This is a genomic window from Gilliamella sp. Pas-s25 (genome assembly GCF_009795885.1).
Classification (GTDB): Bacteria; Pseudomonadota; Gammaproteobacteria; order Enterobacterales; family Orbaceae; genus Gilliamella.
Window position 1 is genome coordinate 1 of sequence record NZ_WTEV01000015.1, and the last position, 26,433, is coordinate 26,433.

Sequence of the window (26,433 nt, forward strand, 5' to 3'; positions counted from 1 at the left end):
TTCCAGAATATCAGATAGGATTAATTGAATTGTCCAAAGAATTTTGTTCTTTAGTTATGAGATTTATCTCCCACAGACTAAGGTACATTCTTTACCGAATATAGGTTATGCAATATCCTTTCGGACATTGTATACCGTCCTACTCAGATATTGCGAGGGGTGGCTAATTAAAGTTATTCACCTTAATAGCCCGCCTAACTTTTGATTAAAAATCAAAGAGTTAGGCGTACAAGTGCGCCTCTTGTCGCACTTACATTGCTTGCGTAAATGTACGACTAATTACGTCATTTTGCTGCTCTTTAGTTAATGAGTTGAAGCGTACCGCATATCCAGAAACACGAATGGTTAATTGTGGATATTTTTCAGGGTGCTCCATTGCATCTAATAATGTATCACGATTTAATACATTAACATTTAGATGTTGACCACCTTCAATTGTTGCTTCGTGATGGAAATAACCGTCCATTAAGCCAGCTAAATTGCGTTTACGCACATCATCATCTTTACCTAATGCATTTGGAACGATAGAGAAAGTATAAGAAATACCGTCTTTAGCATAAGCAAATGGTAATTTAGCAACAGAGGTTAATGAAGCCACTGCACCTTTTTGGTCACGTCCATGCATTGGGTTAGCACCTGGGCCAAATGGAGCACCAGCACGACGACCATCTGGAGTATTACCCGTTTTTTTACCGTATACAACATTTGAAGTAATGGTTAATACTGATTGAGTAGGAATTGCATTACGATAAGTTTTAAGTTTTTGAATTTTCTTCATGAAACGTTCAACTAGATCAACAGCAATATCATCAACTCGTGGATCATTGTTACCAAATTGTGGATATTCACCTTCGATTTCAAAGTCAGTCGCTAAACCATCTTCGTCACGGATAGTTTTCACTTTTGCATATTTAATTGCAGAAAGTGAGTCAGCCGCAACAGAAAGACCGGCAATACCACATGCCATAGTACGAATAACATCACGGTCGTGAAGCGCCATTAATGATGCTTCATAGCTGTATTTATCGTGCATGTAGTGAATAGCATTTAATGCTGTTACATATTGTTTTGCTAACCAATCCATAAAGTGGTCTAAACGAGCAAACACTGTATCAAAATCTAAATATTCATCAGTGATTGGGGCTTCTTTAGGACCAACTTGCATTTTTAATTTCTCATCCACACCGCCGTTGATTGCGTATAGAAGTGTTTTAGCAAGGTTTGCACGCGCACCAAAGAATTGCATTTGTTTCCCCACAATCATTGGGCTTACACAACATGCAATAGCATAGTCATCATTATTAAAGTCAGGACGCATTAAATCATCATTTTCATATTGTAATGATGAAGTATCAATTGATACTTTTGATGCGAACTCTTTAAATCCACTTGGTAATTTTTCAGACCAAAGAATAGTCATATTAGGTTCTGGTGATGGCCCCATTGTATATAAAGTATTTAAGAAACGGAAAGAAGTCTTAGTAACTAAAGTACGACCATCAACCCCCATACCTGCGATAGATTCAGTTGCCCAAATTGGATCGCCAGAGAATAACTCATCATATTCAGGAGTACGTAAGAAACGAACCATACGTAATTTCATAACGAAATGGTCAACAATTTCTTGTGCATCTTTTTCAGTAATTAACCCTGCTTGAAGATCACGTTGGAAGTAAATATCAAAGAAAGTCGATGTACGACCTAATGACATTGCTGCACCATTTTGTGATTTAACCGCAGCTAAATAACCGAAGTAAGTCCATTGCACTGCCTCTTGTGCTGTTTTAGCTGGAGCTGAAATATCGTAACCATATTTAGCGGCCATTTCTTTAATTTGACCAAGCGCACGATGTTGTTCTGCGATTTCTTCACGACGTTGCATAGTCATTGCTAAATCAACACCGTTTTCGAAATCTGCTTGTAATGAATTGAATTGTGCAAATTTGTCTTGCATTAAGTAGTCAATACCGTAAAGTGCAACACGACGGTAATCACCAATAATACGACCACGACCATAAGCATCTGGAAGACCAGTGATAACACCTGATTTACGACAACGAAGAATATCTGGTGTATAAATATCAAAAACACCTTGGTTATGTGTTTTGCGGTATTCTGTGAAGATTTTTTTTACTAAAGGATCAAGAGTTCTGTTATAAGCTTTACATGAATTCTCGATCATTTTGATACCACCAAACGGAATAATTGCACGTTTTAGTGGTTTTTCAGTTTGTAAACCAACAATTTTTTCTAAATCTTTTTCAATATAACCTGCATCATGAGCAGTAATTGTCGAAATAACACTAGTATCAAAATCCACAGGGGCATGGGTAGCATTTTCAATTTTAATGCCTTCCATTACTTTATCCCATAACTTAGTTGTCGCTTCAGTTGCGCCAGCTAAGAAAGACTCATCGCCCTCATATGGCGTGTAGTTTTTTTGAATAAAATCGCGGACATTAACATTATTTTGCCAATCACCATCTTTAAAGCCTTTCCAAGCAACTGCTTGTACTTCGTTTAAATTACTCATAGTTTTTCACCTCAGGTTTACAAAAATATCTATTTATCCCCACATATATGAGGGTAAATATTATAAAATCAATGCGGCTTACGTAAATATAAAGCCCAATAAGGTAGCGCCACAGCTAAACCACCTAAAATATTCCCTATTGTCACTGGGATTAAATTGTTAAATATAAAATGTGTGACTGTTAGCTCTTTAAATGCATCAGGTGACACACCAACTGCTTGCCAAAATTCAGGAGAAGCAAAATTGTTAATGACAATGCCCATTGGGATCATAAACATATTTGCAATGCTATGCTCAAAACCGCTGGCGACAAACATGGCGACAGGTAATACCATAATGAGCATTTTATCGAGTAAACTACGTCCAGCATAGCTCATCCAAGCAGCCAAACAAACCATTAAATTAGCGAGAAAACCAAGACACACAGCTTCAATAAAGGTATGATGTAATTTATGATCAGCAGTTTGTAGAACATTCAATCCCCACAAACCATTAGCAACCATATACTGACCAGAAAACCAAATAACTGTGACAAACAGTATAGCACCAATAAAGTTACCGATATAGACCAAAATCCAATTACGGATCATTTTCGCCCAACTCACTTTGCGAGTCATTTTGGGTAAAATGGTTAATACGGTTGAAGTAAATAAGTCAGAACCACAACAAACAACCAGCATAAGTCCTAATGAAAAACAGATACCGCCGACTAATTTTGCTAAACCAAAAGCAACGGTTGCGGTTCCAGTTGTTACGGTAATATAAAATACAAAAGCGATAGAGATAAAAACACCCGCAAGCATTGCGGATAAAATTGTACTACATGGGTGTTTGTTTACTTTGTAATTACCAATATCTTCGGCAATTTGGGTCATTTGTGCGGGAGAATAGGAATCTACAAGTTTATCGATACTCAAACTAACATCCTCAAAAAAACTAGGGTTTTATGAGAGGCATAGTATACTCAAAATTTGAAGCAGATCACGTTTTTTTTATTAAAAAATGTTAAAACTAAAAAAATCGCTGTTTATTAAAAGAGTTGCTTATCGTAAAAAATAAGTAAGGCAAGTTTTCTGGGAACCTTATCCACGATTGGCAACGTACGTTGTTTATTTATTGTTGCATTCTAACACTAAATTAATAGTTAGATTAGCTTTTTGGTGTTGTAAAAAATTGAACTGTTTTTCCATAAAAATAGCTCAAGTAGAATGTTGATTTTATTTAAGTTTTTTAATTAATAATTTTTTGGTAAAATTAAGTACTTATAGTGTATTTTTGGGAGATTTTGTATTTGAGTAAAGCCTATGTGGATATGGTTAAGTTTTGGACATTTTAACCTTTTTAGGAAAATAAACAACGTTAGTATCAAAATCCAAAAACTTACCGACCCAAATACCTTTAAGACTGATCCTTTTAATGCCAACCATTCCTTTGGCATCGTCAGTCGGGGAAGAGCTTTTTGATTTTCCGTCATTAAAGCGCAAAGCTCGCAGGCTCTGCCTGCCCCCAAAAATGAGGCGGGGTTGTTCTTTTATAACTTAACCAACTACAGTCATATAAGTATCACTGCGCCTTAATGAGTAAGAACTAAATGCTAAAAGCTAAGGTGCAGTGCAAATAACACTGTGCTCGTCAAAGGTGTCTATGTAGGATACCTCGTAGTACTCACTTGAGATCATAACCTTGCTGCCATAGTCAGAATCTACACAAAAGCTGTTAGTCTGGAAAACTTCATCAGGGTAATAACTTAAGTAGCCCCACTCGGTTAAAAAGCCTGCTCCTATTTGACGCTGGAAATAATTACCACTTGATGACGGCGTGGCACCCTCTATGCCTTCTAAGCATGGAAACCACTTATCCTTACCACATTTCGAATTGGTTAAATCTCTGACTTGTGACAAACGATACCCCAAACTACTACACCACGATGATTGTTCAGAATAAGTCCTCAGTTTATGACCTCGATTGATAAACCACTTCTGCAATACAAAACCGTACTTAATCACCACATGACCACTTCTATCCCTACCCTCTAATTCAAAGGTCTGCGGTAAAATAGGTCTACGAAGTGGACTAGGATTATCTAACCGTATTTGCGCATCACTTGCTCTAGGACCATTTAATGTTACCCGCGTTACATACTGAGATTTATCATCAATCCATGAATCGTATTCTGTTACTCCCCACATGCTTGTAAATGAGTCCGAACGTGGCTGTGTCCAACTCACAGTAGCCATTATTCCACCATGAGTAACAGGCGACCAGGTCAATTGACTTGCATCCACTCCACCTATATCTAAATCAAAATATAATCCATCAGCACCTGTTGTCGGAAAATTAAGACCATAAGATGATGGATTTATTGACTGAGTAAGAAAGCCATTATCAGAATTCCATATGCTAGCAGGGCCTGCCGCTTCATTTTCACCATAGTAAAGATTCGGCCTTGCGTAACAAACTTTAGACTGTGCATTTGGATAGATATAATACGTCACCGTACTACCCCCGAAATTCCTGCTATTCGGTATACCATATTGGGTAGTTAAATTACCATCTGTACTACTTAATGTTACCTTATAAGGTGCACTACATATATCTAATGTATCACTACGACTTACTGTACTGCCATTCTTATCAGTAAAACTCACCGATAAATTCCCCGTTGCAGTCACCCCATTAGTACCCTGACCATCTCCATCATCATCTCCCCAATAGTTATACGGCGCTCGAATAAGTGCATCTAATCCTATTGAGTTGGTTGACGGCGGCACCAACATCCCTATATTACTAAGATTACTTTCATTTATTAGCCTTATTGGATTTGTCGCACTTGATGTATTGGTTGATGGCGTAACCGTTGTACCATCCGGCAAGGTAATAAACAACAACGCATCAATGGTAGTCACTTTAGTTTGACCTCCATCAAACGTTAAATACGGCGCACTACCTTGAATCACTTGGCTAGTATGCGCTACTAATGACTGGGAACATTGCGAATATGGCAATAACAACAATGCCGCTAATGACAACGGGATTTTTGCAAATAATTCTGTGGATAATTTTGATGATATAAACGAGAAAAAGATAAAAAACCATCTAACGCGGTTATTGGATAAATTTAAGGCATAGGTTTGCCATGTCAGTTGTCCATAATTATACTTCATAGCATCCTGTCCGTTAATTAAAATATTTTTTTACTTGTCTTTTTTTATGTTCGTTAACCTATAAGATAAGATAACTTAATTTTTACCGTTAAGATTATAAGACTTAAAAAAACTTAGCTAGTTTTTTTGGGGATTTTTTGTAAGGAAATATAAAGAAAAAGGCGGGTTAAGCTTTGGGGAAAGATTTAAGGGATTGAAAATCTTAGTCTTTGTTAAAAAACAACAAAAAAATATAATAAAATAAATACTCTATTTAACTGTTTTTTATAATTTTCGGGTTTGGGGTTCGGATGTGTTGAGCTGTTGGTGAAATAAATAGCAGCAGTGACAAGGGTCGAGTTAGGATGCTCTTGAATTTATTACCGACTCACGCTTTGTCTACAAAATATGACCAACTTATATTTAATTGCATCATCCTAATACTCGCCACTTCGAGGCTATCTTCGTTTTGCTCAGATGCTTTAATATGTTCCAGACAAATTTGTGTTCCTAACTAATATACCCATACCAAACATCTCTGTTTGGTATGGGTTGGGATTTAGTAGAAAATGATATAAATTAAACTTTATCACCATTGTTGTTTTTTAGAATGGAATAGCTCCTTATTATTCGTTACAAATAATAAGGAGGAGTTATTTATATTGGTTACCCGCTTATTTATTATCTAAAATCCTACTGACTTTTATTAGATAATTACGTGATTCTTGAGAAACATGAGAAGTGACGAGTTTTCGATAAACTTGTTGTGGTGTCATTGAGTTTATGATGTTGATGGCTTCATTGCGATTGTTAGAAAACGTACGCAACACACTTCCTACTCCTCCATTATAAGATGTAATCACGGCGTATCTTAATGAAATTGGGTTACTAATGCCGGCTAAGTATTTCGTTTTCAATAAAGATAAATAAGCTGTACCTATATCAACATTATTACGCGGATCGAGTAAGAATTTTCGACTTGGTTCTCCTGATTTGCCTTGTAATTTGAAGATATCACGCCCAGCAGTGTGTTGTTGTACTTGCATTAGTCCAAGTGCATCAGTACGGCTGACAGCATATGGGTTAAATGCTGATTCAACTTCCATAATGGCTAAAATCAAGCGTTCATCAATAAAATAGCGATTAGAAGCTTCAGCTACTATTGGTAAGAATTTTCTAGCTCGCTGATTAATATGATTTGGCACAAGTTTGATTTCAACATAAGTAATTTGGTGCATACCTGATGTTCGTTGTTTCAAATTATTGGCTAGCACATAATCAGCAAAACTAGTTGCTCTACCAGGCCAACGAATAGGTTGATGTTCTTGATCCAATACTTGATTATATAAAAATGGTTCACCAGACAAATCTTGACTGATTTTATCATGGCGAATAATATCCACCGGTTCAGGCATAAGTAAGGTCGAAACTATCGCCTCTTTTAAATTTTCTATTGGTGATTCAGACATGGTTTCAATCGTAATCATACCTGAAACAAAGTTAATATGGACGCGCGTTTGTAAATTATCTTCATATTGAACATAGTCTTTAGGACCAGCTATCAAAATTTCTTTAGGTCCCCAAATTTGTTCAATATTATTAGCATATTGACTAATCAAAATATTAAAGGCATTGGTATCTTTAACATAATAATCATCATTACGATTTTTCGAATTTTTGCTAGGGCAACCCGATAAAAGGCTCACAGTGATGAGTAATGTGAGAATTTTTTTATTATTTGTCATTTGATATCTCAATTTTGGGGTTTATAACCATCAATAACAATTTCTTCGCCTTCAAATAGAAATTTAATCATTTCCGCTTCAATCTTTTTACGATGCTCAGGATTCATCATATTGAGCTTATTTTCGTTAATTAGCATCGTTTGCTTTTTAAGCCATTCTTGCCATGCTTGTTTTGATATTTCATTAAAAATACGTTTGCCAAGCTCACCAGGGTAAAGTTGAAAATCCAAACCATCAGCATCTTTTTTTAGATAATGACAATAAATAACACGACTCATTTTTATCTCTTTAAAGTACAATTAACGAACTAATGGCTGATTATACCTGAAAATAATGGTAGATAAGAAGAAAATTATTGAATCAGCATTTAAATTAATATCGTTGCAAAATGAATATAAATTTAAAATAACTGAATAATTATTTACTTTACACGGCGGTTAATTTGCTTAAAATAACATAAGCTATTTAGTAAAAATAAATTAAGGATTAAATAATGCAGTCCAAAATTGCACGAGAACTATTTGATCAAGTTATTTTACCTGTTTATGCACCCGCTCAGTTTATTCCTGTTAAAGGTCAAGGTAGCCGAGTTTGGGATCAAGATGGTGAAGAGTATATTGATTTTGCAGGTGGCATAGCTGTTAATGCGCTGGGTCATTGTCACCCAAGACTAGTTAAAGCTCTACATGAACAAAGTGAAAAGTTATGGCATGTCAGCAATGTTTTTACGAATGAACCGTCATTAAATCTTGCGCAGAAGCTTATTGATAATACTTTTGCTGAGCGTGTGTTTTTTGCCAATTCAGGAGCGGAAGCTAATGAGGCCGCGTTTAAGCTAGCGCGATATTATGCAGCACAAAGATATAGCCCTTATAAGAGCAAAATCATTGCTTTTTATCAATCTTTTCATGGTCGTACGTTTTTTACTGTATCTGTTGGCGGTCAAGCAAAATATTCTGATGGTTTTGGACCAAAACCTGCTGATATTATTCACGTTCCTTTTAATGATCTTAATGCCGTTAAAGCGGTAATGGATGACCATACTTGTGCGGTTGTATTAGAGCCAGTACAAGGCGAAGGCGGATTAACGTCAGCAACACCAGAATTTTTACAAGGTGTACGTCAGTTATGTAATGAACATCAAGCACTACTTGTATTTGATGAAGTACAATGTGGCATGGGGCGAACAGGCAGTTTATATACTTATCAACAATATAATATAAAACCCGATATTTTAACCTCAGCTAAGGCATTAGGGGGAGGATTTCCAATTAGTGCTATGTTAACAACCAATGAAATTGCGTCAGTCATGCATCCTGGCGTGCATGGTACCACTTACGGTGGTAACCCTCTTGCTTGTGCGGTGGGCTGTGAAGCTTTTGATATTATTAACTCCCCTGAAGTACTTGACGGCGTACAAAAACGGCGTGCGCTGTTCATTGAAAAACTCGAAGAAATTAATGATCAATTTAAACTATTCCGCGAATATCGAGGTAAAGGATTGTTATTAGGAGCAGAGTTACAACCGAAATTTCACAATAAAGCGCGCGATTTTTTGAACGTTGCCACTGAGTTTAAGGTGATGATCTTAAATGCTGGTCCAAATGTGCTGCGTTTTACACCATCACTGATTATTTCAGATGATGAGATAAAAGAAGGTATGTTGCGATTTGCAAAAGCAGTGGAAAAGGTTGTCAATGCTTAAGTTTTTCTATACAGTAACGGCATTTTAATCAATTAAGTGCCGTTGCATTTAAAGGATACTTATTTATGACCGATTTTCACCCATTAAATTATGCCAAAACTCATTTTATTTTAAGTGCGCCCGATATTTCTCATCTACCTATTGACAGTGGTGTCGAAATTGCTTTTGCGGGTCGCTCTAATGCAGGTAAATCAAGTGCACTAAATACCTTAACCAATCAAAAAGGTCTCGCTAGAACGAGTAAAACCCCAGGGCGAACACAACTTATCAACCTTTTTAAAGTTGAAGAAAATTGCCGTTTAGTTGATTTACCGGGTTATGGTTATGCTCAGGTACCGGAAGCCATAAAGCGAAAATGGCAAAAATCACTGGGCGAATACCTCCAAAAACGCGAAAGCCTAAAAGGACTGGTTGTATTAATGGATATAAGGCACCCTTTAAAAGATTTAGATCAACAGATGATCGAATGGGCAGTTTCCGTTGATATTCCTGTTATGTTATTACTGACTAAAGCCGATAAACTGGCTTCTGGTGCGCAAAAAAAACAGGTTAACATGGTCAAAGAAGCTATCTTACCTTTTCAGGGGGATATTACTGTTGCGCCTTTTTCATCGCCTAAACGCATTGGACTTGAAGCGCTAAAACAAAAACTAGATGAATGGTTTAGTCAGCAATAAAGGAAATCCTTTAATGGATAGTTCAACATTTTCGTTTCAATCTTTATCGCCGGATCTTATTCTTGATAGCTTATCTTCAATAGGCGTATATGTAGATTCTGGTTTAACCGTATTGAATAGTTATGAAAATCGAGTTTATCAATTTCAAGATGAGGATCGCAAACGTTATGTTGCGAAATTTTATCGCCCTCTTCGCTGGAATAAAAATCAGATTTTGGAGGAGCATCAATTTACGCAGCAATTAGCTGATGCTGAAATACCCGTTATTGCGCCATTAACATTTAATCATACCTCACTACACCAGTATCAAGGTTATCTGTTTGCCCTGTTCCCAAGTGTGGGGGGGCGACAATACGAAATAGATAATATAGTACAAATGGAATCGGTGGCTATGTTTCTTGCCCGTATTCATCAAATTGGCGCAAAGCAACCTTTTTTGCATCGCCCAACTATTGGGTTAGAAGAATATCTCTATCATCCTCAAGAAATTTTATTATCTTGTCGATTAATTCCTAAGAAATTGCAATCCGATCTTAAAATAACCTTAGCGCAATTAATTAAAACCGTTGAGCAATACTGGCATAACGATTGGCAACCTATTCGACTACATGCCGATTGTCACGCAGGTAATATTTTATGGCGTGATAATGCAATGTTTGTTGATTTTGATGATGCGCGTAATGGCCCTGCTATTCAAGATCTGTGGATGTTGCTTTCTGGCAATCAGCAAGAGCGACGCATACAGCTAGATATGCTAATTGAAATGTATCAAGAGTTTTATGACTTTGATAACCATCAATTACAACTTATTGAACCTTTAAGAGCAATGAGAATGGTTCATCATTTAGCATGGATTTTAGAACGCTGGCAAGATCCTGCTTTTCCTATCGCCTTTCCATGGATGACTGATGATGATTTTTGGCGTCAACAATTAATTGAATTTGCACAGCAAATTACTACCATAAAATCACCACCACAATTGATGGCAATGTTACCAAATTAAGAAATCAAGCAACAACAAAATTCGCCTTAAGGCTTTACAATTTAAGACACTAAAGTGTACCATTTATAACGCAATTAAAAGCAACAACTGTTCTAAATCAGGTTGTTGCAAAACCAATCGCTCTTTTTTTTGCTTAGATAGTTGCTTTATTCGATACTCAATTTTAAGCGCAGTTGACCTATCACCCACATTAACTTGATAAACAATACTGAGATCTTTATGACCTTTTAAATGTTTAGCACCTTTACCATTTTTATGTTGTTGCAAACGCCTAGCAACATCGGTGGTAATACCTGTGTACAATGATTGCTTTGCTGTTCTAATAATATATAAAAACCATACTGATACGTTGTTTTTCATAAATAATCAAGAATAATCGATTTATCTATTTGTTAATAATAGTATTTTCATCTTATTATCAGTATAACACCGATTTTAGTCACTTTTGTGTAAAGTGGATCGAGTAATGCAAAAGTGATAGCTTCGTTTACTTTAATGGGGATAATGTTTAAGATAGGCATAATTTTTTATGTATTTTAAGGCAATAAATTTGAATAACTTTGCAAAAATTATTGAAATCCAACGTGGCGATATGAAATTCGCTTATGTACAAAATGATGAAATCAATTATCTAGACCTTTTTGACCAATTTTTGGCGGAAGAAGGGCATCATGAATTACTCGATCCTAGCGATAGATTAGAGCGATATACTTATTTAATCAATCATAATAAAAGTCAATTTATTTTTAAAATTGATGGTGGCGTTGAACACCGTTTAGAGCGTCGCTTGATTGCTAAAATTACAGGTGATTTTTATTTCAATTTAATTCGTAAACTTGCCAAAATATCACTTGATAAATGTGATATTGCTTATGAACTTTATTTGGTTGCTTTCGACCAAAAAACAAAGCGTCATTATATGATTTTCAATTATATTGAAGGACGATCTTTAAAATGGGCAGAAATGAAAGAGTATGGCGAGCAAATAAAAAACTGCATAGAAAAACTACACAGCTATAACCTAGTCTCTAATGATGTCCATGGCGGTAATTTTATCTTAACACCTGAAGGAAAAATCAAAGCCATTGATTTAACTAACTCAGGTTTTATTTGGTTAACTAAAGCCAATGACGCAATCGAATTAAAAGAACGTTTTAATATTAAAATTAAGGTTCCTTTTTTTGCCATGGCAATTAAAAAATTTACTCATGGATTTAAACGGTTATCTCGTAAAATCCGTGGTAAAGAAGATTAAACATTTTATCATTGTGAGGAATTAGTTACTCACAATGATAATTAATGCGAGCATCAAACGTTAGTTATTAATACATAACCTTTCGATTAATCCATAGTATTCATTGTAGTAAAACTACCCGATTATGATACTTCATGATTCAAATAATCCGCTAAAACGTATAAGGCGTTTTTACCCACAATTGCTTTATATGGTTTAATCGTAAAAGTAAATAAATCATTTTCTATCTTTTAAATCGTTAAATATTTGTTGGTGGATAGATTTTGTGATTTTTTGATTGATACGATGATTATTACATGTTTTAACCAATAGATACTGCAAATTGTCAAATAACCACGAAACGGTATAGAATCCTGAATATTTTTTACAAAAATATAACCTAAAAAAGAAATATCACATCTTCATTAAAGCACCTATAGTCTTCGGATTTCCCATTCATTTGTTAGTAAGTAAGGGTTGTTAATTTTTGATTGGCACGATAGTTATCACATGTTTTAACCAATAGATAATGCAATTGTCAAATAACCACGAAACGGTATAGAATCCTGAATATTTTTTACAAAAATATAACCTAAAACGCGAACATCTAGCTTGCCAGCTTAATTTATCTTCAATGGAGTTTTCAACTTCAGACGTTTAATCCATCTCTTATGGTTTTGTTTTATAACGTTAAATAATCGAACAGCTGACCATAAAACGTTTCGCCTAATCAGTGACGGTGATTTTATCTTTATGATATAAGCACCTATTTCTTATCTGGAATAAGGCGTTAGTTTTGTTTTATGCTTATTCATTGCTGTAGTTTTTAAAATTACTGTAGACAAGGCAAATAGTGTCTGCATATTAATAAAATTTGTATTCACTATTTTCCAACACTAGCAAATTGATCAATAAACAGCTAGAATTAATTAGCTTATTCAAAAAGGATAGGGTATGAAAAAGTTAATTGGTTATGTTGCCGTTTTAGCTATGCTAACTAGTTGCGCATCTCAAAAAATGATGTCCATTTATCAGACTAGTGGCGTTGAAATAGCTCAAAATTCATCAGGTGTGGATATTTTAAATAAATATAACACGTCACGGCCTATTACAGTCTTTCACTCATCATTATCATTATGCATCGCTCAAGAACTGGATAACAGCCCTGTTGTATTAACCAGTGAAAATTATTTTGGTTCGCCTTGGTGGTCTTATTATAATATACCAAATCAACAATCAATCGCGGTTAGTGGTGGTGACACAATCAAGCTAGTTGAAGGTAATCATGTTGTCGCCGAAGCTGTAACTGACTATCTACATCACACTAAATATTTTGTCAGCTATACCTTAACAACGACTCGCAATCAAAATAACATCCATTATTTATTCAGCAACATTAAGCAAGCGCAACAATATACTGGTTCAGTCGTAAATGATGGATTTGAGAATGTTAAAACGCTTGAGAGCGCTCATCCTAACCTTGTGATTGAAGCGCTCAATAAAGAAGTTGATAAAATTCAAGAATGCTTATTACGTCAATAACGAGTTGGTTTCAATATATTTTTTAATTCTATTATTTATTTTGGTATCAAAAAACTAATTGTGTTGTTTCACAATAATTTGAGAAACTACTGTAATGGTAATTTCCTCTTAATTTACTTTTATTGACACTTAACCGCCTTGGAATATTATGTAACTTAATATTTTCATTGTTTAATAAGGTATATTTGTTTCATTAATTGGAACAAAATCACTTAATCCTATTTTCCATCGTTGCTCAACATATTCTAATAACTCATCGAAATTAGAAAAAACATATTGTTCAAATGAAGTTATTGATTGATTGAATGCACTATCATTATCCGTTAATGCGGGGTCTGCATAATATGTACGGAGCTTGTATAAAAAAAACACTTCTTCTTCATCTATTATTGGTCTTATAAGTTGATCTATATAAAGTGAATACAAGGAAAATTCCCATTCGTCATCGTCTTCCTTAGGTTTCTTATATTCAATAGAATAAATCTCAATAAAACGAGTTTTATTTTCTTCTAATCTTTCAAAAAATTGCCCTTTCATTTCATAGGGAAATGGATGATAAGGATTATTGTATTTGCTCTTATTCATAATTAATAAACGTTTTCCTGTCTAAATATTGTCCCTGATATCTGAAGTTTTACTCTATTGATTCGTGTTCAATTTCCTAAATACGCTTACCTCAAACCTGATAGTTTCATTCCCACAGAGTATTTCGCCGTTCGCACCAGTAAGCTCTCACAAACAGCCATTCAGATCGGTACGGTAGTCGCAATGTGAATGGCAAAATTAAGAGGTAACCCGATAATATTTCATTTTTTATTTTATAATTTTTCAACTAATAATTGTATTCTTGCTTTCCAGCCATTAATCCATTTATTTTCAATTTTAGGGGAATAGTTTTTTATAGTGTAATAATCATCTTTATCATGGTGAGAAATGAAACATTGGTCGACACATTGACAAATCCAAATTAAAAGTTTTTTTATATCAATGTCATTTTTAACTAGAGATAGATATTGTTCTACATTTTTTATTATAATCTCAATTAAATTGGCATGAAAAAAACCTTCTTCAAATAATGAATAGCAAAAAGTATCTTTTATTAAATCATCTCTATTCTGCAATATTTTATTTTTTAAGTCATTTTTTATGTGTAAGTTCATTTCAACAACCTAGTCTCTCTTTTTGTTAACACAGATTTCTTTTTATTAAATGTACCATCTGAATTGAATACGCCTTTAGATTTATTTCAAGATGAAAATGCCTTATAACGTTCTTTGTGAATATTGTGTAGATAGAAATAATCGATTTTCTTGAAAGGAACTCTATTAATTTTTATTTTACTTGTAAATTTAAATATTTCTGCAATTTGGAATTTTTGCCTGTTGTTGTAATTGCATGTTTAATTGTATCGACAAAACTGCCGCAGTCGAATCGATCCAAGCAACCTATTAGGCGCATACGGATACAGAGTCAACCACTCTGTTCAGGCTGGCTAAAGCGTCATAATATCTGGAAAGATTGTAATATAAGCCAGTTTCGCTGTCTAAATATTGTTATTGATACCTGAGATTTTGCGCTATTTAAATTTAAATGCCTAAATTGAAAATTCTCTGAAGATCAATTAAGCCGGCAGCTAAATGGTATAACAAAACCAGTATAGGCCAAATGCTGCATGTCGACACCAAGCGGTCACATCTAAAATACAGGAAAACACCAAGATATTTACACTTCATAATATAAAATATGATAAAGGCACAATAGGCAACAATTAGCTAGATAAATCATTATTACATAGTTATTTCATCTAATGACAAGCTAAAGCTTGGAATAAAAACATCTAAAAAGTAATTCATTTCAGGGCTACTGCGTTCGGATAAAGTCTTTTTTAAACGTTGTTCAGCCAATTTAAATTCATTATTACCCGCACTGAGTTCTTCAATCGTTTTAAGATAAGCACATAACGTATCCGCTTGTTTTACAATGTTTTTTTCTGATTCATCATAAAAATCATCATCGATTAACGTTCTAAAATCATCTTGTAACTCTTCAGGGAGCATATTAATAAGTTTTTGTTGTGCTATTTTTTCAATCTTTTTATATTCAATCGTGATTTGCGGATTATAATATTTTGTAGGTGTTGGTAAATCACCAGTTATGACTTCTGAAACATCATGATACATGGCTAATAATGCAATTCGCTCGGGATTCACATGACCATTAAATTTTTTGTTTTTAATTATTGCTAAAGCATGTGCAACAAAAGCAACTTGTAAGCTATGCTCCGATACATTTTCAATTCTTACATTACGCATTAAAGGCCAACGATTAATTAGTTTCAATCGTGACAAATGAGCAAAAAAATGGCTATTATTCATTTAATTATCTCTTTAATATAAAATAAAAACGCCCCCATTAAAAATAGGAGCGTTTATAATATATAACAATATTACTTATGATTTTACGCTAGAATAAGCTGCTGCGTACCCAATGCTAGTGGCACTGTTTGCTCTTCTGTAAATGTCACATATTCCCATGCATCTTGTTTTGCTAGCAATGCTTGCAATAATTGATTATTCAATGCATGACCAGATTTATAACAAACTACTTCACCAATCATATTATGACCGCTCATATATAAATCGCCGATAGTATCAAGCATTTTGTGACGTACAAACTCATCTTCAAAACGTAAACCGTCTTCATTAAGCACTTTATAATCATCAACCACAATTGCACAATCTAAGCTACCGCCCAAGCATAAGCCTTTAGACTGTAACGCTTCAATGTCACGCATAAAACCAAAAGTTCTAGCACGGCTAATCTGGCGAATAAACGATTCAGACGAAAAATCTAATTGATAACGTTGCGAGCTACTATCAATAGCCGGATGATGAAAATCAATAGTGAAATCTAATCTAAAACCACTGTAAGGCCTTACTTCAGCCCATTTATCGCCATTTTCAACTCGAACTGTTTCTTTTATACGCAAAAACTTTTTGAGTGCATTTTGTTCTGCAATACCCGCATCAAGTAATAAATAAACAAATGGGCTTGCACTACCGTCCATAATAGGTATTTCAGGAGCATTAACTTCAATAATAATATTGTCAATACCAAGCCCTGCTAAAGCAGAATTGATATGCTCAACAGTAGAAATACGAACATTGTCTTCGTTTATTAAACAAGTACAAAGCATGGTATCGCGCACAGATTTTGCATCTACCGGAAAATCCACATATGGATTTAGATCGGTACGACGATAAATGATACCTGTATTTTCTGGCGCAGGACGTAATGTCAAAGTAACTTTCTTACCGGTATGTAAACCAACACCAGTTGCTTGAATAGTCTTTTTTAATGTTCTTTGTTTCACTTTGCACCTACTTTGTTATGTGTTCTTATCGACTTTGACAATAAAAAATCAAATAAGTTCATTTTAATTCGCTTGCTTACGGATAAAAGCAGGAATATCTAAAATCTTGTGATCCTCAAGAGGAGAAGCTGTTGGTTCATTAACAACTTTCGCTAATTTATCTTCTTGTTGACCTAGAGTATTACTTTGACCAAATAAATCATTGCGTGGCACAGGTTTAGGCATTTTAACTTCTGGACGTTTATCCATACCAATACCAGTTGCAACCACTGTTACTCGAATCTCATCAGACATATCAGGATCAAAAGTCGTACCAACAACAACGGTGGCATTGTCAGAAGCAAATGCTCTAACTGTACTACCAACTGTTTCAAACTCTTCTAAACCAAGATCTAGCCCTGCAGTGACATTGACTAATACACCTCGAGCCCCTGATAAATCGATATCTTCAAGCAATGGACTCGAAATTGCCATTTCGGCAGCTTCTTCCGCACGGTTATCGCCGCTAGCTCGACCAGATCCCATCATCGCATATCCCATTTCAGACATCACTGTTCTTACGTCAGCGAAGTCGACATTGATATGACCAGGTTTAGTAATAAGCTCAGCAATACCTTGCACAGCACCTTTTAAAACACCATTAGCAGCAGCAAAAGCATCCAGTAATTTAACGCCACGACCTAACACTTTTAATAACTTATCATTCGGAATAGTAATCAGTGAATCAACATGTTTTGCCAATTCAGATATACCTTGCTCAGCAAAAGCCATTCGTTTTTTACCTTCAAAACCAAAAGGCTTAGTAACAACAGCAACCGTTAGAATACCTAATTCTTTTGCTATTTCTGCAACGACTGGTGCAGCACCTGTTCCAGTGCCTCCCCCCATTCCAGCTGCGATAAAAACCATATCAGCACCTTCGATGGCACTACGGATGACCTCACGATCTTCTTCAGCAGAATTCCTACCCACTTCTGGATTAGCACCTGCACCAAGTCCTTTAGTAACATTAGTACCGATCTGGATAGTTTGACCTACCTTAATTCTTTTTAATGCCTGTGCATCGGTATTTGCCGCAAAAAACTCAACACCTTCAATATGCTCAGCAATCATATGCTCGACAGCATTACCTCCGCCACCACCGACACCAATAACTTTAATGACTGCTGCTGGTTCATCATCTGCAACCATAGGCTCAAACATAACTTATCTCCAAATTTACGATCTAGGCACATTGTACAGATAATCATCTACAATGTCCACGAAGTTCTTGAAATATATTAGCTAAAACTCTTTTTTAAACCAACCGGTCAATCGTTTAGCTATCCCTTTTAATGATGATTTATTACTATCTTTTGCATCATCATTTAATAAACTTTGTTTTCCATAATGTAATAGCCCTATCGTTGTTGAACAATAAGGTTTTTGTACATAGTCTGTTAATCCAGATATATTCAATGGCTGCCCAATACGAACTTGATTTTGAAACACTTTTTCAGCACACTCGACCATTCCTTTTATTTGAGCACCGCCACCAGTTAATACAATACCTGCCGCTAATTGGTATTTGATATTTTGTTTTTTAAGTTCTTCTTGTAATGTAAGTAACTCTTTTTGTACCAACGAGAGAAGTTCTGAATAACGTGGTTCAATTACGTCAGCTAGAGTTTGTCGTTGTAGTGAGCGAGATGGTCTACCACCTACACTTGGTACATCAATAACTTCATCTTTACCAATTAACGAACCGACAGCGCACCCATAACGAATCTTAATATTTTCAGCATCCATTGGCGGTGCACCAAAGGCATAGGCAATATCACTCGTAACAACATTACCCGCATAAGGAATGACAACAGAATGACGTAAAGCACCACCAGTATAAACCGTGACATCCATTGTGCCACCACCTATATCAATTACGCAAACGCCTAGTTCTTTTTCATCATCCGTTAAAACTGCATAGCTAGAAGCCAATCCAGAAAAAATAAGTTGATCTACATTCAATCCACAACGTTCAACGGCTTTAACAATATTTCTAGCCATATCATTATGACAGGTGACTAAATGAACTTTGGCTTTCATTCTTACCCCTGATAAGCCAATAGGATTTTTAATGCCTTCTTGTAAATCAATAGAATATTCTTGTGCAATGACATGCAAAATACGGTGCTCATCTAAAATTCTAACTGATTTTGCTGTATGGATAACATTTTCTACATCTTCAGCTGTTACTTCTTCATCCGATATTGGCACCATACCTATTTCATTTTGGCAACGGATATGTTTACCTGAAAGGCTTAGATATACTGAAGATATTTGGCAATCAGCCATTAATTCTGCTTGATCAACCGCTCGCTGGATTGATTTCACGACAGACTCAAGATCGTTTACACCACCTTTATCAACCCCTTTTGATGGGCAATGCCCTACGCCAATAATATTAACAATACCATCAGGAAGAACTTCACCAACAAGAGCGAGTACTTTGGATGTACCAACTTCTAGTCCAACAACCAATTTTTTTTCTGTTGCTTTCATACTTCAGCCTTAATTTATTCCTTACTGCACCATTTTTTCTTTTTGCACTGAAATACCATTTTCGTAACGTAAATCAGCTACCGTTATTCTTTCACTTTCTGGCACTCTTGATTGAATTTCTGGAAATAATTTAATAAATTGTTGATATCGCTGTTCAATGTTTTCACTACCTAACAGCAACTTCATTTCCCGATTTTCAAAGCAAGTACCAGATATACACTGTTCTACCATTAATTGCCATGCATTACGCTCATCAGTTATAGCTGCTTTTATATGTAATGCCAACTGATTATTAGCTAATTTTTTAGAAAGATTATCTAATTTATAATAAACTTCTAACGCTGGTTTTGCTTTGCCCTCAGGACCGTATAGCCTTGGTAATTGTAATGTGGCAATACGATCAAGTGGCACGCTAAAAACATTACCGTTTTTATCCAGTAAAAATAGGTCATTCCAATAAAGCACTGGTTTATATTCTTCCACATAGACAATTAATCTGTCTGGCCACTGCTTACGTATACTGGTTTGTTTAACCCATGGAAATCGCATCACTTCTTGCTGTATATCATTAACATCTTGTCCAATGTAGGTATTAGGTAAGCCTAATCCTAGAATGGCTTTCCGAAGATCATCCTCAGTTGTATAGGTATGTTCACCACTTAACGTTAATTGCGACAATACCATTTGTTCTGGATCATCCATCCAATTTTTAAAGCTTTGAACTACCCAAATACTAATGAAAATAATCATAATAAAGAACAAAAAGCCTATCAATTGTTCTGTATTACGAAAAATAAGCAGCCGCCTTTTATTTTTATCATCTCGTCTATGTGCTGCTTGCCGAACTTGTTTCATAAAATAAGGCCAATTATAGCGTTGCCAAATTTAAGATTCTGGCTACAAGTTCATTAAATGACCAACCATGTTGTTTGGCTGCCATTGGTACTAAGCTATGATCGGTCATACCAGGTGCTGTATTCACTTCAAGCAAGTACGGATTTTGATTCGCATCAAACATAACATCGACCCGTCCCCAGCCTCTGCATCCAACCGCTTTATAAGCATCTAATGCTAATTTGCGAATCTGTTGTTCTTTGTCATCTGGTAATCCACTTGGACAAAAATATTGCGTTGAGTCCGATAAATACTTTGCATCATAATCATAAAATTTGGTAGTGGGTTTAATGCCAATTGCAGGTAAAACTTCTTCACCAACAATTGCCACTGTAAATTCTGGACCAGCTAAAAATGATTCAATCATAACCGCATCATCATATTGAAACGCCATGTCAATCGCACTTTTCAATTCAGAGGCTTCATTAACCCGAGCCATACCTACACTAGAGCCTTCATGAATTGGTTTTACAAATAACGGTAATCCAAGTTGTTTTACAATAGCATCAATATCAACCATCTGCGATTTATTAACCATAACATAATCAGCAACAGGTAGACCAAGCGCTTTCCAAACTAACTTAGTTTTTAACTTATCCATAGTCAGTGCAGATGAAAGAACATCACTACCAGTATAAGGAATATCTTGATAAGTCAACATTGCTTGAATGATACCATCTTCTCCACCACGTCCGTGTAAAATATTAAATACTTTTGTAAATCCTTCTTCTTTTAATCGTGTGATAGCGTAATTTTTCGTGTCAATAAGATGAGCATCAATACCATTTGCCAATAATCCTGCATGTACAGCTTTACCTGACTTAAGAGACACTTCTCGCTCAGCAGAGGTACCACCATACAATACAGCAACTTTATCAACCATTTTTATAAAACCTCTTTTGAAAATAATTGAGTTTTGGCTAGTTGACGAGCAATACGACCAACACTACCAGCACCTTGTGTTAATAATAAATCTCCACCTTGTAATATCTCTTCCATAATTTCAGGTAAGATATCTAAATCAGAAACATAAATAGGATCAACTTTACCCCGATTACGAATTGAACGACATAAAGATCGACTATCAGCCCCAGCAATAGGCGGTTCACCCGCTGAATAAACATCTAACATCACAAGAGCATCAACTTGAGAAAGTACTTGTGCAAAGTCATCAAATAAATCACGAGTTCGTGTATATCGATGAGGTTGAAATAACATAACTAAGCGACGATCAGGCCAACCATTTCTAGCAGCTTGAATTGTTGCATTAACTTCACTTGGATGATGACCATAATCATCAACCATCATAATATCCCCTCCATTAATATGGGGGAATACACCTAACAGATCAAAGCGCCTACTGGTACCTGCAAATTTAGCTAATGCATTTATAATTGATTCATCATCAATACCATCTTCGGTTGCAGCAATAATTGCTGCTGCCGAGTTCAAAGCATTATGTTTACCAGGTGCGTTTAATTCTATATGTAGATCTTTATGATTTGGACGACAAACAGTGTAATAACTTACACCTCGCTCTTGTCGGTAATTTTTGATAACAACGTCCGCTTTTTCATTAAATCCATAAGTAATAATCTTACGTCCTACAATAGGTAACAGCTCACGGTTAATCGGATCGTCATAACACATAACAGCTAAACCATAAAACGGTAGATTATGTAAAAATGAAATAAATGTTTGTTTCAGGTTTTCAACGCTGCCTTGATAAGTATCCATATGATCAGGTTCAATATTGGTTACAATTGACACCATTGGTTGCAAATGAAGAAACGATGCATCACTTTCATCGGCTTCGGCAATAAAATAACGACTGCTACCTAATTGAGCATGAGTTCCTGCCGCTTTTACTAACCCACCATTAACAAAAGTTGGATCCAGTTTTGCTTCAGCATAAATTGCAGTTACCATCGCGGTTGTTGTGGTTTTACCATGTGTGCCAGCAATAGCGATTCCATAGCGAAAACGCATTAATTCAGCGAGCATTTCAGCTCGTTGAATGACGGGTATACGTGCTTGACGAGCAGCAACCACTTCAATATTATCTTGTGAAATAGCCGAAGATATAACAACAACACTAGAATTAATCACATTTTCAGCCGCGTGACCAACGACAATTTTTGCACCTAACGTTTCTAGATGTTGGGTTACCGCATTTTCAGCAATATCTGAACCGCTAATTTCGTATCCTTCATTAGCTAGCACTTCAGCAATTCCCCCCATACCCGCGCCGCCAATACCCACAAAGTGAATATGTTTGACTCGTTTCATTTCAGGAATAATTGCCCTTAACTCCGCTAATTCCCTTGTATTCACTATCGAACTCCTAATTATTCTTTTGTTGTGCAGTGTATTGCGTCATATCATCATTAAATATTTGTATCGCAATTATTTTTTTAGTCCAAACAAATCATTGACTCAAACATGCACCTAACCTGAAACTTTTTGGCAAAATTATTACATAAACTTATATCATAAACTAATCATTTTATCACTGACTCAAGGGTTTGTGCCACTTTTTCAGTGGAATTTACAATTGAGAGACTTTTAGCTTTAATTGCCATTTCAAGTAATTTGTCGCGATGTAAATTTAATAATAAATTTGCTAACGATTCAACATTAAAATCTGGTTGCTCTATAATATCAGCCGCCCCTATATCAGCTAATGATTTTGCATTCCAAAATTGCTGACGATCTTTATGCATAAACGGAATAAAAATAGCGCCAATACCGACAATTTGAATTTCACTAACAGTTAATGCTCCACTGCGACAAATTACAATATCTGCCCAACTGTATGCACCGGCAACATCAGATATAAATTCAGTCACTTTATTATTTGTCATATCACAATCTTGATAAGACTCAATTACTGAATTTAACATTCCTTTTCCTGTTTGATGCCATACCACATATTTATCCGACAACTTTGTTATCACTTGAGGCACAATGTCATTAAGAACTTTAGCGCCTTGGCTTCCTCCCATGACTAATACTCTAATTGGTCCATGACGATCTTTGAATCGTTCTTCAGGTTTTGCAACAGTTAAAAGATCACAACGCACAGGATTACCCACTACTTCAGCCTTAGGAAAAGCGGTAGGAAATGCTTGCAAAACTTTAGTGGCAATTTTAGCTAGCCACTTATTAGTTAATCCTGCAATGCCGTTTTGCTCATGTAATACAACTGGTATGCCAAGGGTTTTGGCGGCGATCCCGCCAGGACCAGAAACATATCCTCCCATACCTAAAACAACATCAGGACGATAGGTTTTTAAAATCTTTCGAGCTTGTAAAACTGCTTTTAGAATTTTATAAGGCGCTTTTAATAGTGCCATCATACCTTTGCCTCGTAGCCCTGATATTTCGATAAAATCAATATCAATACCATTTTCTGGGACAAGATGAGCTTCCATTCGATCGGCGGTACCTAACCATCTTACTTGCCAACCTTGCTTCATTAAATAATGCGCAACAGCAATACCTGGAAAAACATGTCCTCCTGTTCCCCCCGCCATAACTAATAATTTTTTCATTACTTTAATAACCTTATTCTTGCTTGCGCTTGTTGTTGTCTAAATTCAAAATCTATTCTGAGTAATATGGCAACCGCAATACTCATCACGATAAGACTTGAACCACCATAACTAATAAATGGTAAGGTTAATCCTTTAGTCGGTAACATACCTGATGTAACGCCAACATTAACGAATGTTTGAAAACCAAACCATATACCAATTTCACAGGCCAAATAACCTGAAAACAATGAACCTTCATTCAAAGCTCGATAACCAATTGCAAGCGCCTTAAATGTCAAAAAGAAAAGTAATGACAATAAAGCAACCACGCCTATATATCCATACTCTTCAGAAATAATTGAAAAAATAAAATCAGTATGGCATTCAGGTAAATATCCCAATTTCAAGATAGAATTTCCCATACCTTGACCAGTAATTCCTCCACTACCAATTGCCATTAAAGATGCAACTAATTGATAACCTGAACCTGTTGCATCTTGCCAGGGATCAAGAAAGGTCAATAGCCGAGTTAATCGATAGGCTTCATATAAGATCAAGCAAATCACTGCACCAACCCCTGTTAGCAAAATAGCAATAAATTGCCACAATTGAGCACCAGCAATAAATAAGATACCAATAGTCACCATAAACAAAACAATAACTGTACCCAAATCGGGTTGCTTAAGTAATAAAATTGAAAGTACGGCCATGACAACCATTGGTTTAAAAAATCCCCAAAAACCACTTTGCACTTCTTCGGATTTACGAGATAAGTAACCCGCTAAAAATAAAAAGAGTGCTAATTTTGAAAGCTCTGCTGGTTGAAAATTGAATACACCTAAGGGTATCCAACGAGATGCGCCATTAATTGAAGATCCAATGCCTAGCACAACGATCAACATAATAATAGCAATAATTAGTAACACTGAACCAAACTGCTGCCAACGTTGCATCGGAATATACAACGTAATAAACATTAAAAAGAGTGATAGTCCTAACTGAATAAGCTCTCGTTGTGTATAAAAGAAAGGATTACTTTCGCTAAATGACATCGATGCTGATGTGACCATTATCAGACCAAATATCATTAAACCAAACACAGTCCAAAGTAATGAATTATCAAATGGTATATTTGGATTAACTTGTTTTTTTATCCAAAAAAATGTCATTGTTTACTCCTATGAACATATTCTTTGGCAAGTTTGGCAAATTGGTTTCCTCGATCAATATAATTTTTAAATTGATCGAGACTTGCACAAGCTGGAGAAAGTAAAACCACATCATTTGCTGCTACTTTTTGTGCAATAATTTGTATGGCATCGGCCATTGTTTCAGTCATTGTTGTGACAGCTGGCGCTAATTTAGCCAACAAATTACGATCTCGCCCAAAACAGAAAACTTCAAGATTGTTATTCAGTAAATAAGGAGTTAAAGGCGAAAAATCCGCTGATTTTCCATCTCCCCCTAATAATAAATATAATTTGCCCTGACAAACAACACTTTTTAAGGCTGCTTCCGTGCTCCCCACATTGGTCGCTTTAGAATCATTAATCCATTTCACACCATTTTGTTCAAAAACCAATTCAAAACGATGCGGTAAACCTTGAAATGAAGCGATTGTTGCTAAACTTGACTCTCGAGCAATATTTAATTTATCTGCTATAGCCAAAGCAGCTAAAGCATTAAGATAATTATGACAACCAACTAGCTTCATCACTTTGGTCGATAAAACAGGACTATTTTGAGCAATTAAATGTTCACATTGACTATCTAAATGATAATCGCCCATTTTTAATCCAAATGAAACACAAGCATGGTGCTTAGATATTGGTGATGTTAATTTATCATCATAGTTAGTGACACAATATTTTGCATTATGATAAATGCGTTGTTTAGCCTCGGTATACTGCATTAAACCAAGCGGATAGCGATCCATATGATCTTCTGAGATATTTAAAATTGTCGCAACTGTCGCTTGTAAAGTGTAAGTTGTTTCTAGTTGGAAGCTTGATAATTCGAGCACATAGATATCGTAATCCTGCTTTAAAAGGGATAGTGCAGGTTCGCCTATATTCCCTCCAACACCGACTTTAATACCGGATGATTTAATGATATCGCCGACAAGAGTTGTTACCGTTGTTTTACCATTAGCACCTGTGATAGCGACAATTTGTTTATTGGATTGCGCATTTACTTCACGGCAAAATAGCTCAATATCACCAATAATTTCAACCCCTTTTTTAGCTGCTTGTTGCAGTTCGGGCGTAGATAAAGCAATACCAGGGCTGGCAATGATTAAGTCAGCATCAAGCATCCAATCAATATTTAGCTCGCCTAAGTGACACGCAACACGTTTATCTAATTGCTCAATCCCTGATGGAGATGAACGTGTATCAATAACTTTAGGTATAACATTTTGAGCGAGAAAATAGTCAACACAAGAAAGCCCTGTGATGCCTAACCCAATAATAACAACATTTTTGCCCTGATAGCTAACCATGATTCCATCC

The 26,433-nt window shown here is 35.6% G+C and carries 23 protein-coding genes; 5 read left to right on the forward strand and 18 right to left on the reverse strand.

Translation table 11 applies throughout. The annotated features are described in order from the left end of the window. Positions 1–250: 250 nt before the first annotated feature. The 5 genes from pflB to GQ593_RS07925 all read right to left on the reverse strand — a co-directional run bounded on the left by pflB (position 251) and on the right by GQ593_RS07925 (position 7,699). Positions 251–2,533, reverse strand: coding sequence for a formate C-acetyltransferase (pflB, locus tag GQ593_RS07905; protein ID WP_160431550.1), 2,283 nt, complete (start codon positions 2,531–2,533; stop codon positions 251–253). Positions 2,534–2,601: 68 nt separating this feature from the next. Then, positions 2,602–3,450, reverse strand: a complete 849-nt coding sequence (focA, locus tag GQ593_RS07910; protein ID WP_237397718.1) for a formate transporter FocA — start codon at positions 3,448–3,450, stop codon at positions 2,602–2,604. Between the two features lie 684 nt (positions 3,451–4,134). Then, positions 4,135–5,697, reverse strand: a complete 1,563-nt coding sequence (locus tag GQ593_RS07915; protein ID WP_160431551.1) for a hypothetical protein — start codon at positions 5,695–5,697, stop codon at positions 4,135–4,137. 653 nt (positions 5,698–6,350) lie between these two features. Continuing rightward, entirely contained in the window at positions 6,351–7,421 is a 1,071-nt protein-coding gene (gene mltC / locus GQ593_RS07920) for a membrane-bound lytic murein transglycosylase MltC (RefSeq protein ID WP_160431552.1), read from the reverse strand. An 8-nt stretch (positions 7,422–7,429) separates the two neighbouring features. After that, positions 7,430–7,699: an oxidative damage protection protein gene (locus GQ593_RS07925; RefSeq protein WP_065638777.1), complete on the reverse strand. Its 270-nt coding sequence runs from the start codon at positions 7,697–7,699 to the stop codon at positions 7,430–7,432. A gap of 215 nt (positions 7,700–7,914) precedes the next feature. Here GQ593_RS07925 and argD point away from each other — a divergent pair, with 215 nt between their 5' ends. From argD to GQ593_RS07940, 3 genes are all read left to right on the forward strand, one after another. Then, entirely contained in the window at positions 7,915–9,126 is a 1,212-nt protein-coding gene (gene argD, locus GQ593_RS07930) for a bifunctional acetylornithine/succinyldiaminopimelate transaminase (protein ID WP_160431553.1), read from the forward strand. 65 nt (positions 9,127–9,191) lie between these two features. Continuing rightward, positions 9,192–9,803, forward strand: a complete 612-nt coding sequence (gene yihA, locus GQ593_RS07935) for a ribosome biogenesis GTP-binding protein YihA/YsxC (protein ID WP_160431554.1) — start codon at positions 9,192–9,194, stop codon at positions 9,801–9,803. A 13-nt stretch (positions 9,804–9,816) separates the two neighbouring features. Continuing rightward, positions 9,817–10,806, forward strand: a complete 990-nt coding sequence (locus tag GQ593_RS07940) for a serine/threonine protein kinase (RefSeq protein ID WP_160431555.1) — start codon at positions 9,817–9,819, stop codon at positions 10,804–10,806. Positions 10,807–10,869: 63 nt separating this feature from the next. On the opposite strand, the gene GQ593_RS07945 is transcribed toward GQ593_RS07940, so the two are convergent. Beyond that, complete coding sequence (locus GQ593_RS07945) at positions 10,870–11,166, reverse strand: GIY-YIG nuclease family protein (protein ID WP_160431556.1); 297 nt, start codon at positions 11,164–11,166, stop codon at positions 10,870–10,872. A gap of 190 nt (positions 11,167–11,356) precedes the next feature. Here GQ593_RS07945 and GQ593_RS07950 point away from each other — a divergent pair, with 190 nt between their 5' ends. Beyond that, positions 11,357–12,061, forward strand: coding sequence for a lipopolysaccharide core heptose(II) kinase RfaY (locus GQ593_RS07950; RefSeq protein WP_160431557.1), 705 nt, complete (start codon positions 11,357–11,359; stop codon positions 12,059–12,061). A 933-nt stretch (positions 12,062–12,994) separates the two neighbouring features. After that, positions 12,995–13,582: a hypothetical protein gene (locus GQ593_RS07955; RefSeq protein ID WP_160431558.1), complete on the forward strand. Its 588-nt coding sequence runs from the start codon at positions 12,995–12,997 to the stop codon at positions 13,580–13,582. 171 nt (positions 13,583–13,753) lie between these two features. Here GQ593_RS07955 and GQ593_RS07960 read toward each other — a convergent pair whose 3' ends face one another. The 12 genes from GQ593_RS07960 to murD all read right to left on the reverse strand — a co-directional run bounded on the left by GQ593_RS07960 (position 13,754) and on the right by murD (position 26,423). After that, the gene (locus GQ593_RS07960) at positions 13,754–14,167 is read right to left on the reverse strand and encodes a hypothetical protein (protein WP_160431559.1); all 414 of its coding nucleotides are present in this window, start codon (positions 14,165–14,167) and stop codon (positions 13,754–13,756) included. Between the two features lie 233 nt (positions 14,168–14,400). Beyond that, positions 14,401–14,742 (reverse strand): hypothetical protein, encoded by a 342-nt coding sequence (locus GQ593_RS07965; RefSeq protein ID WP_202115421.1) that lies wholly within the window; start codon positions 14,740–14,742, stop codon positions 14,401–14,403. 627 nt (positions 14,743–15,369) lie between these two features. Beyond that, positions 15,370–15,957 (reverse strand): 5'-deoxynucleotidase, encoded by a 588-nt coding sequence (yfbR, locus tag GQ593_RS07970; protein ID WP_160431560.1) that lies wholly within the window; start codon positions 15,955–15,957, stop codon positions 15,370–15,372. 83 nt (positions 15,958–16,040) lie between these two features. Beyond that, entirely contained in the window at positions 16,041–16,955 is a 915-nt protein-coding gene (gene lpxC, locus GQ593_RS07975; RefSeq protein ID WP_160431561.1) for a UDP-3-O-acyl-N-acetylglucosamine deacetylase, read from the reverse strand. Positions 16,956–17,018: 63 nt separating this feature from the next. Next, entirely contained in the window at positions 17,019–18,158 is a 1,140-nt protein-coding gene (gene ftsZ, locus GQ593_RS07980) for a cell division protein FtsZ (RefSeq protein ID WP_160431562.1), read from the reverse strand. 81 nt (positions 18,159–18,239) lie between these two features. Beyond that, positions 18,240–19,493: a cell division protein FtsA gene (ftsA, locus tag GQ593_RS07985; protein WP_160431563.1), complete on the reverse strand. Its 1,254-nt coding sequence runs from the start codon at positions 19,491–19,493 to the stop codon at positions 18,240–18,242. 21 nt (positions 19,494–19,514) lie between these two features. Next, entirely contained in the window at positions 19,515–20,348 is an 834-nt protein-coding gene (locus GQ593_RS07990) for an FtsQ-type POTRA domain-containing protein (protein WP_160431564.1), read from the reverse strand. 13 nt (positions 20,349–20,361) lie between these two features. Continuing rightward, positions 20,362–21,270, reverse strand: a complete 909-nt coding sequence (locus tag GQ593_RS07995; protein ID WP_160431565.1) for a D-alanine--D-alanine ligase — start codon at positions 21,268–21,270, stop codon at positions 20,362–20,364. Between the two features lie 2 nt (positions 21,271–21,272). Then, on the reverse strand, positions 21,273–22,721 hold the full coding sequence (gene murC / locus GQ593_RS08000) for a UDP-N-acetylmuramate--L-alanine ligase (protein WP_160431566.1): 1,449 nt from the start codon (positions 22,719–22,721) through the stop codon (positions 21,273–21,275). Between the two features lie 167 nt (positions 22,722–22,888). After that, positions 22,889–23,941, reverse strand: a complete 1,053-nt coding sequence (gene murG / locus GQ593_RS08005; RefSeq protein ID WP_160431567.1) for an undecaprenyldiphospho-muramoylpentapeptide beta-N-acetylglucosaminyltransferase — start codon at positions 23,939–23,941, stop codon at positions 22,889–22,891. Continuing rightward, positions 23,941–25,092, reverse strand: a complete 1,152-nt coding sequence (gene ftsW / locus GQ593_RS08010; RefSeq protein WP_081303128.1) for a cell division protein FtsW — start codon at positions 25,090–25,092, stop codon at positions 23,941–23,943. The genes murG and ftsW overlap by 1 nt, the downstream gene beginning before the upstream one ends. Next, positions 25,089–26,423: a UDP-N-acetylmuramoyl-L-alanine--D-glutamate ligase gene (murD, locus tag GQ593_RS08015; protein ID WP_160431568.1), complete on the reverse strand. Its 1,335-nt coding sequence runs from the start codon at positions 26,421–26,423 to the stop codon at positions 25,089–25,091. Before murD ends, ftsW begins: the two co-directional genes overlap by 4 nt. Positions 26,424–26,433: the final 10 nt, after the last annotated feature.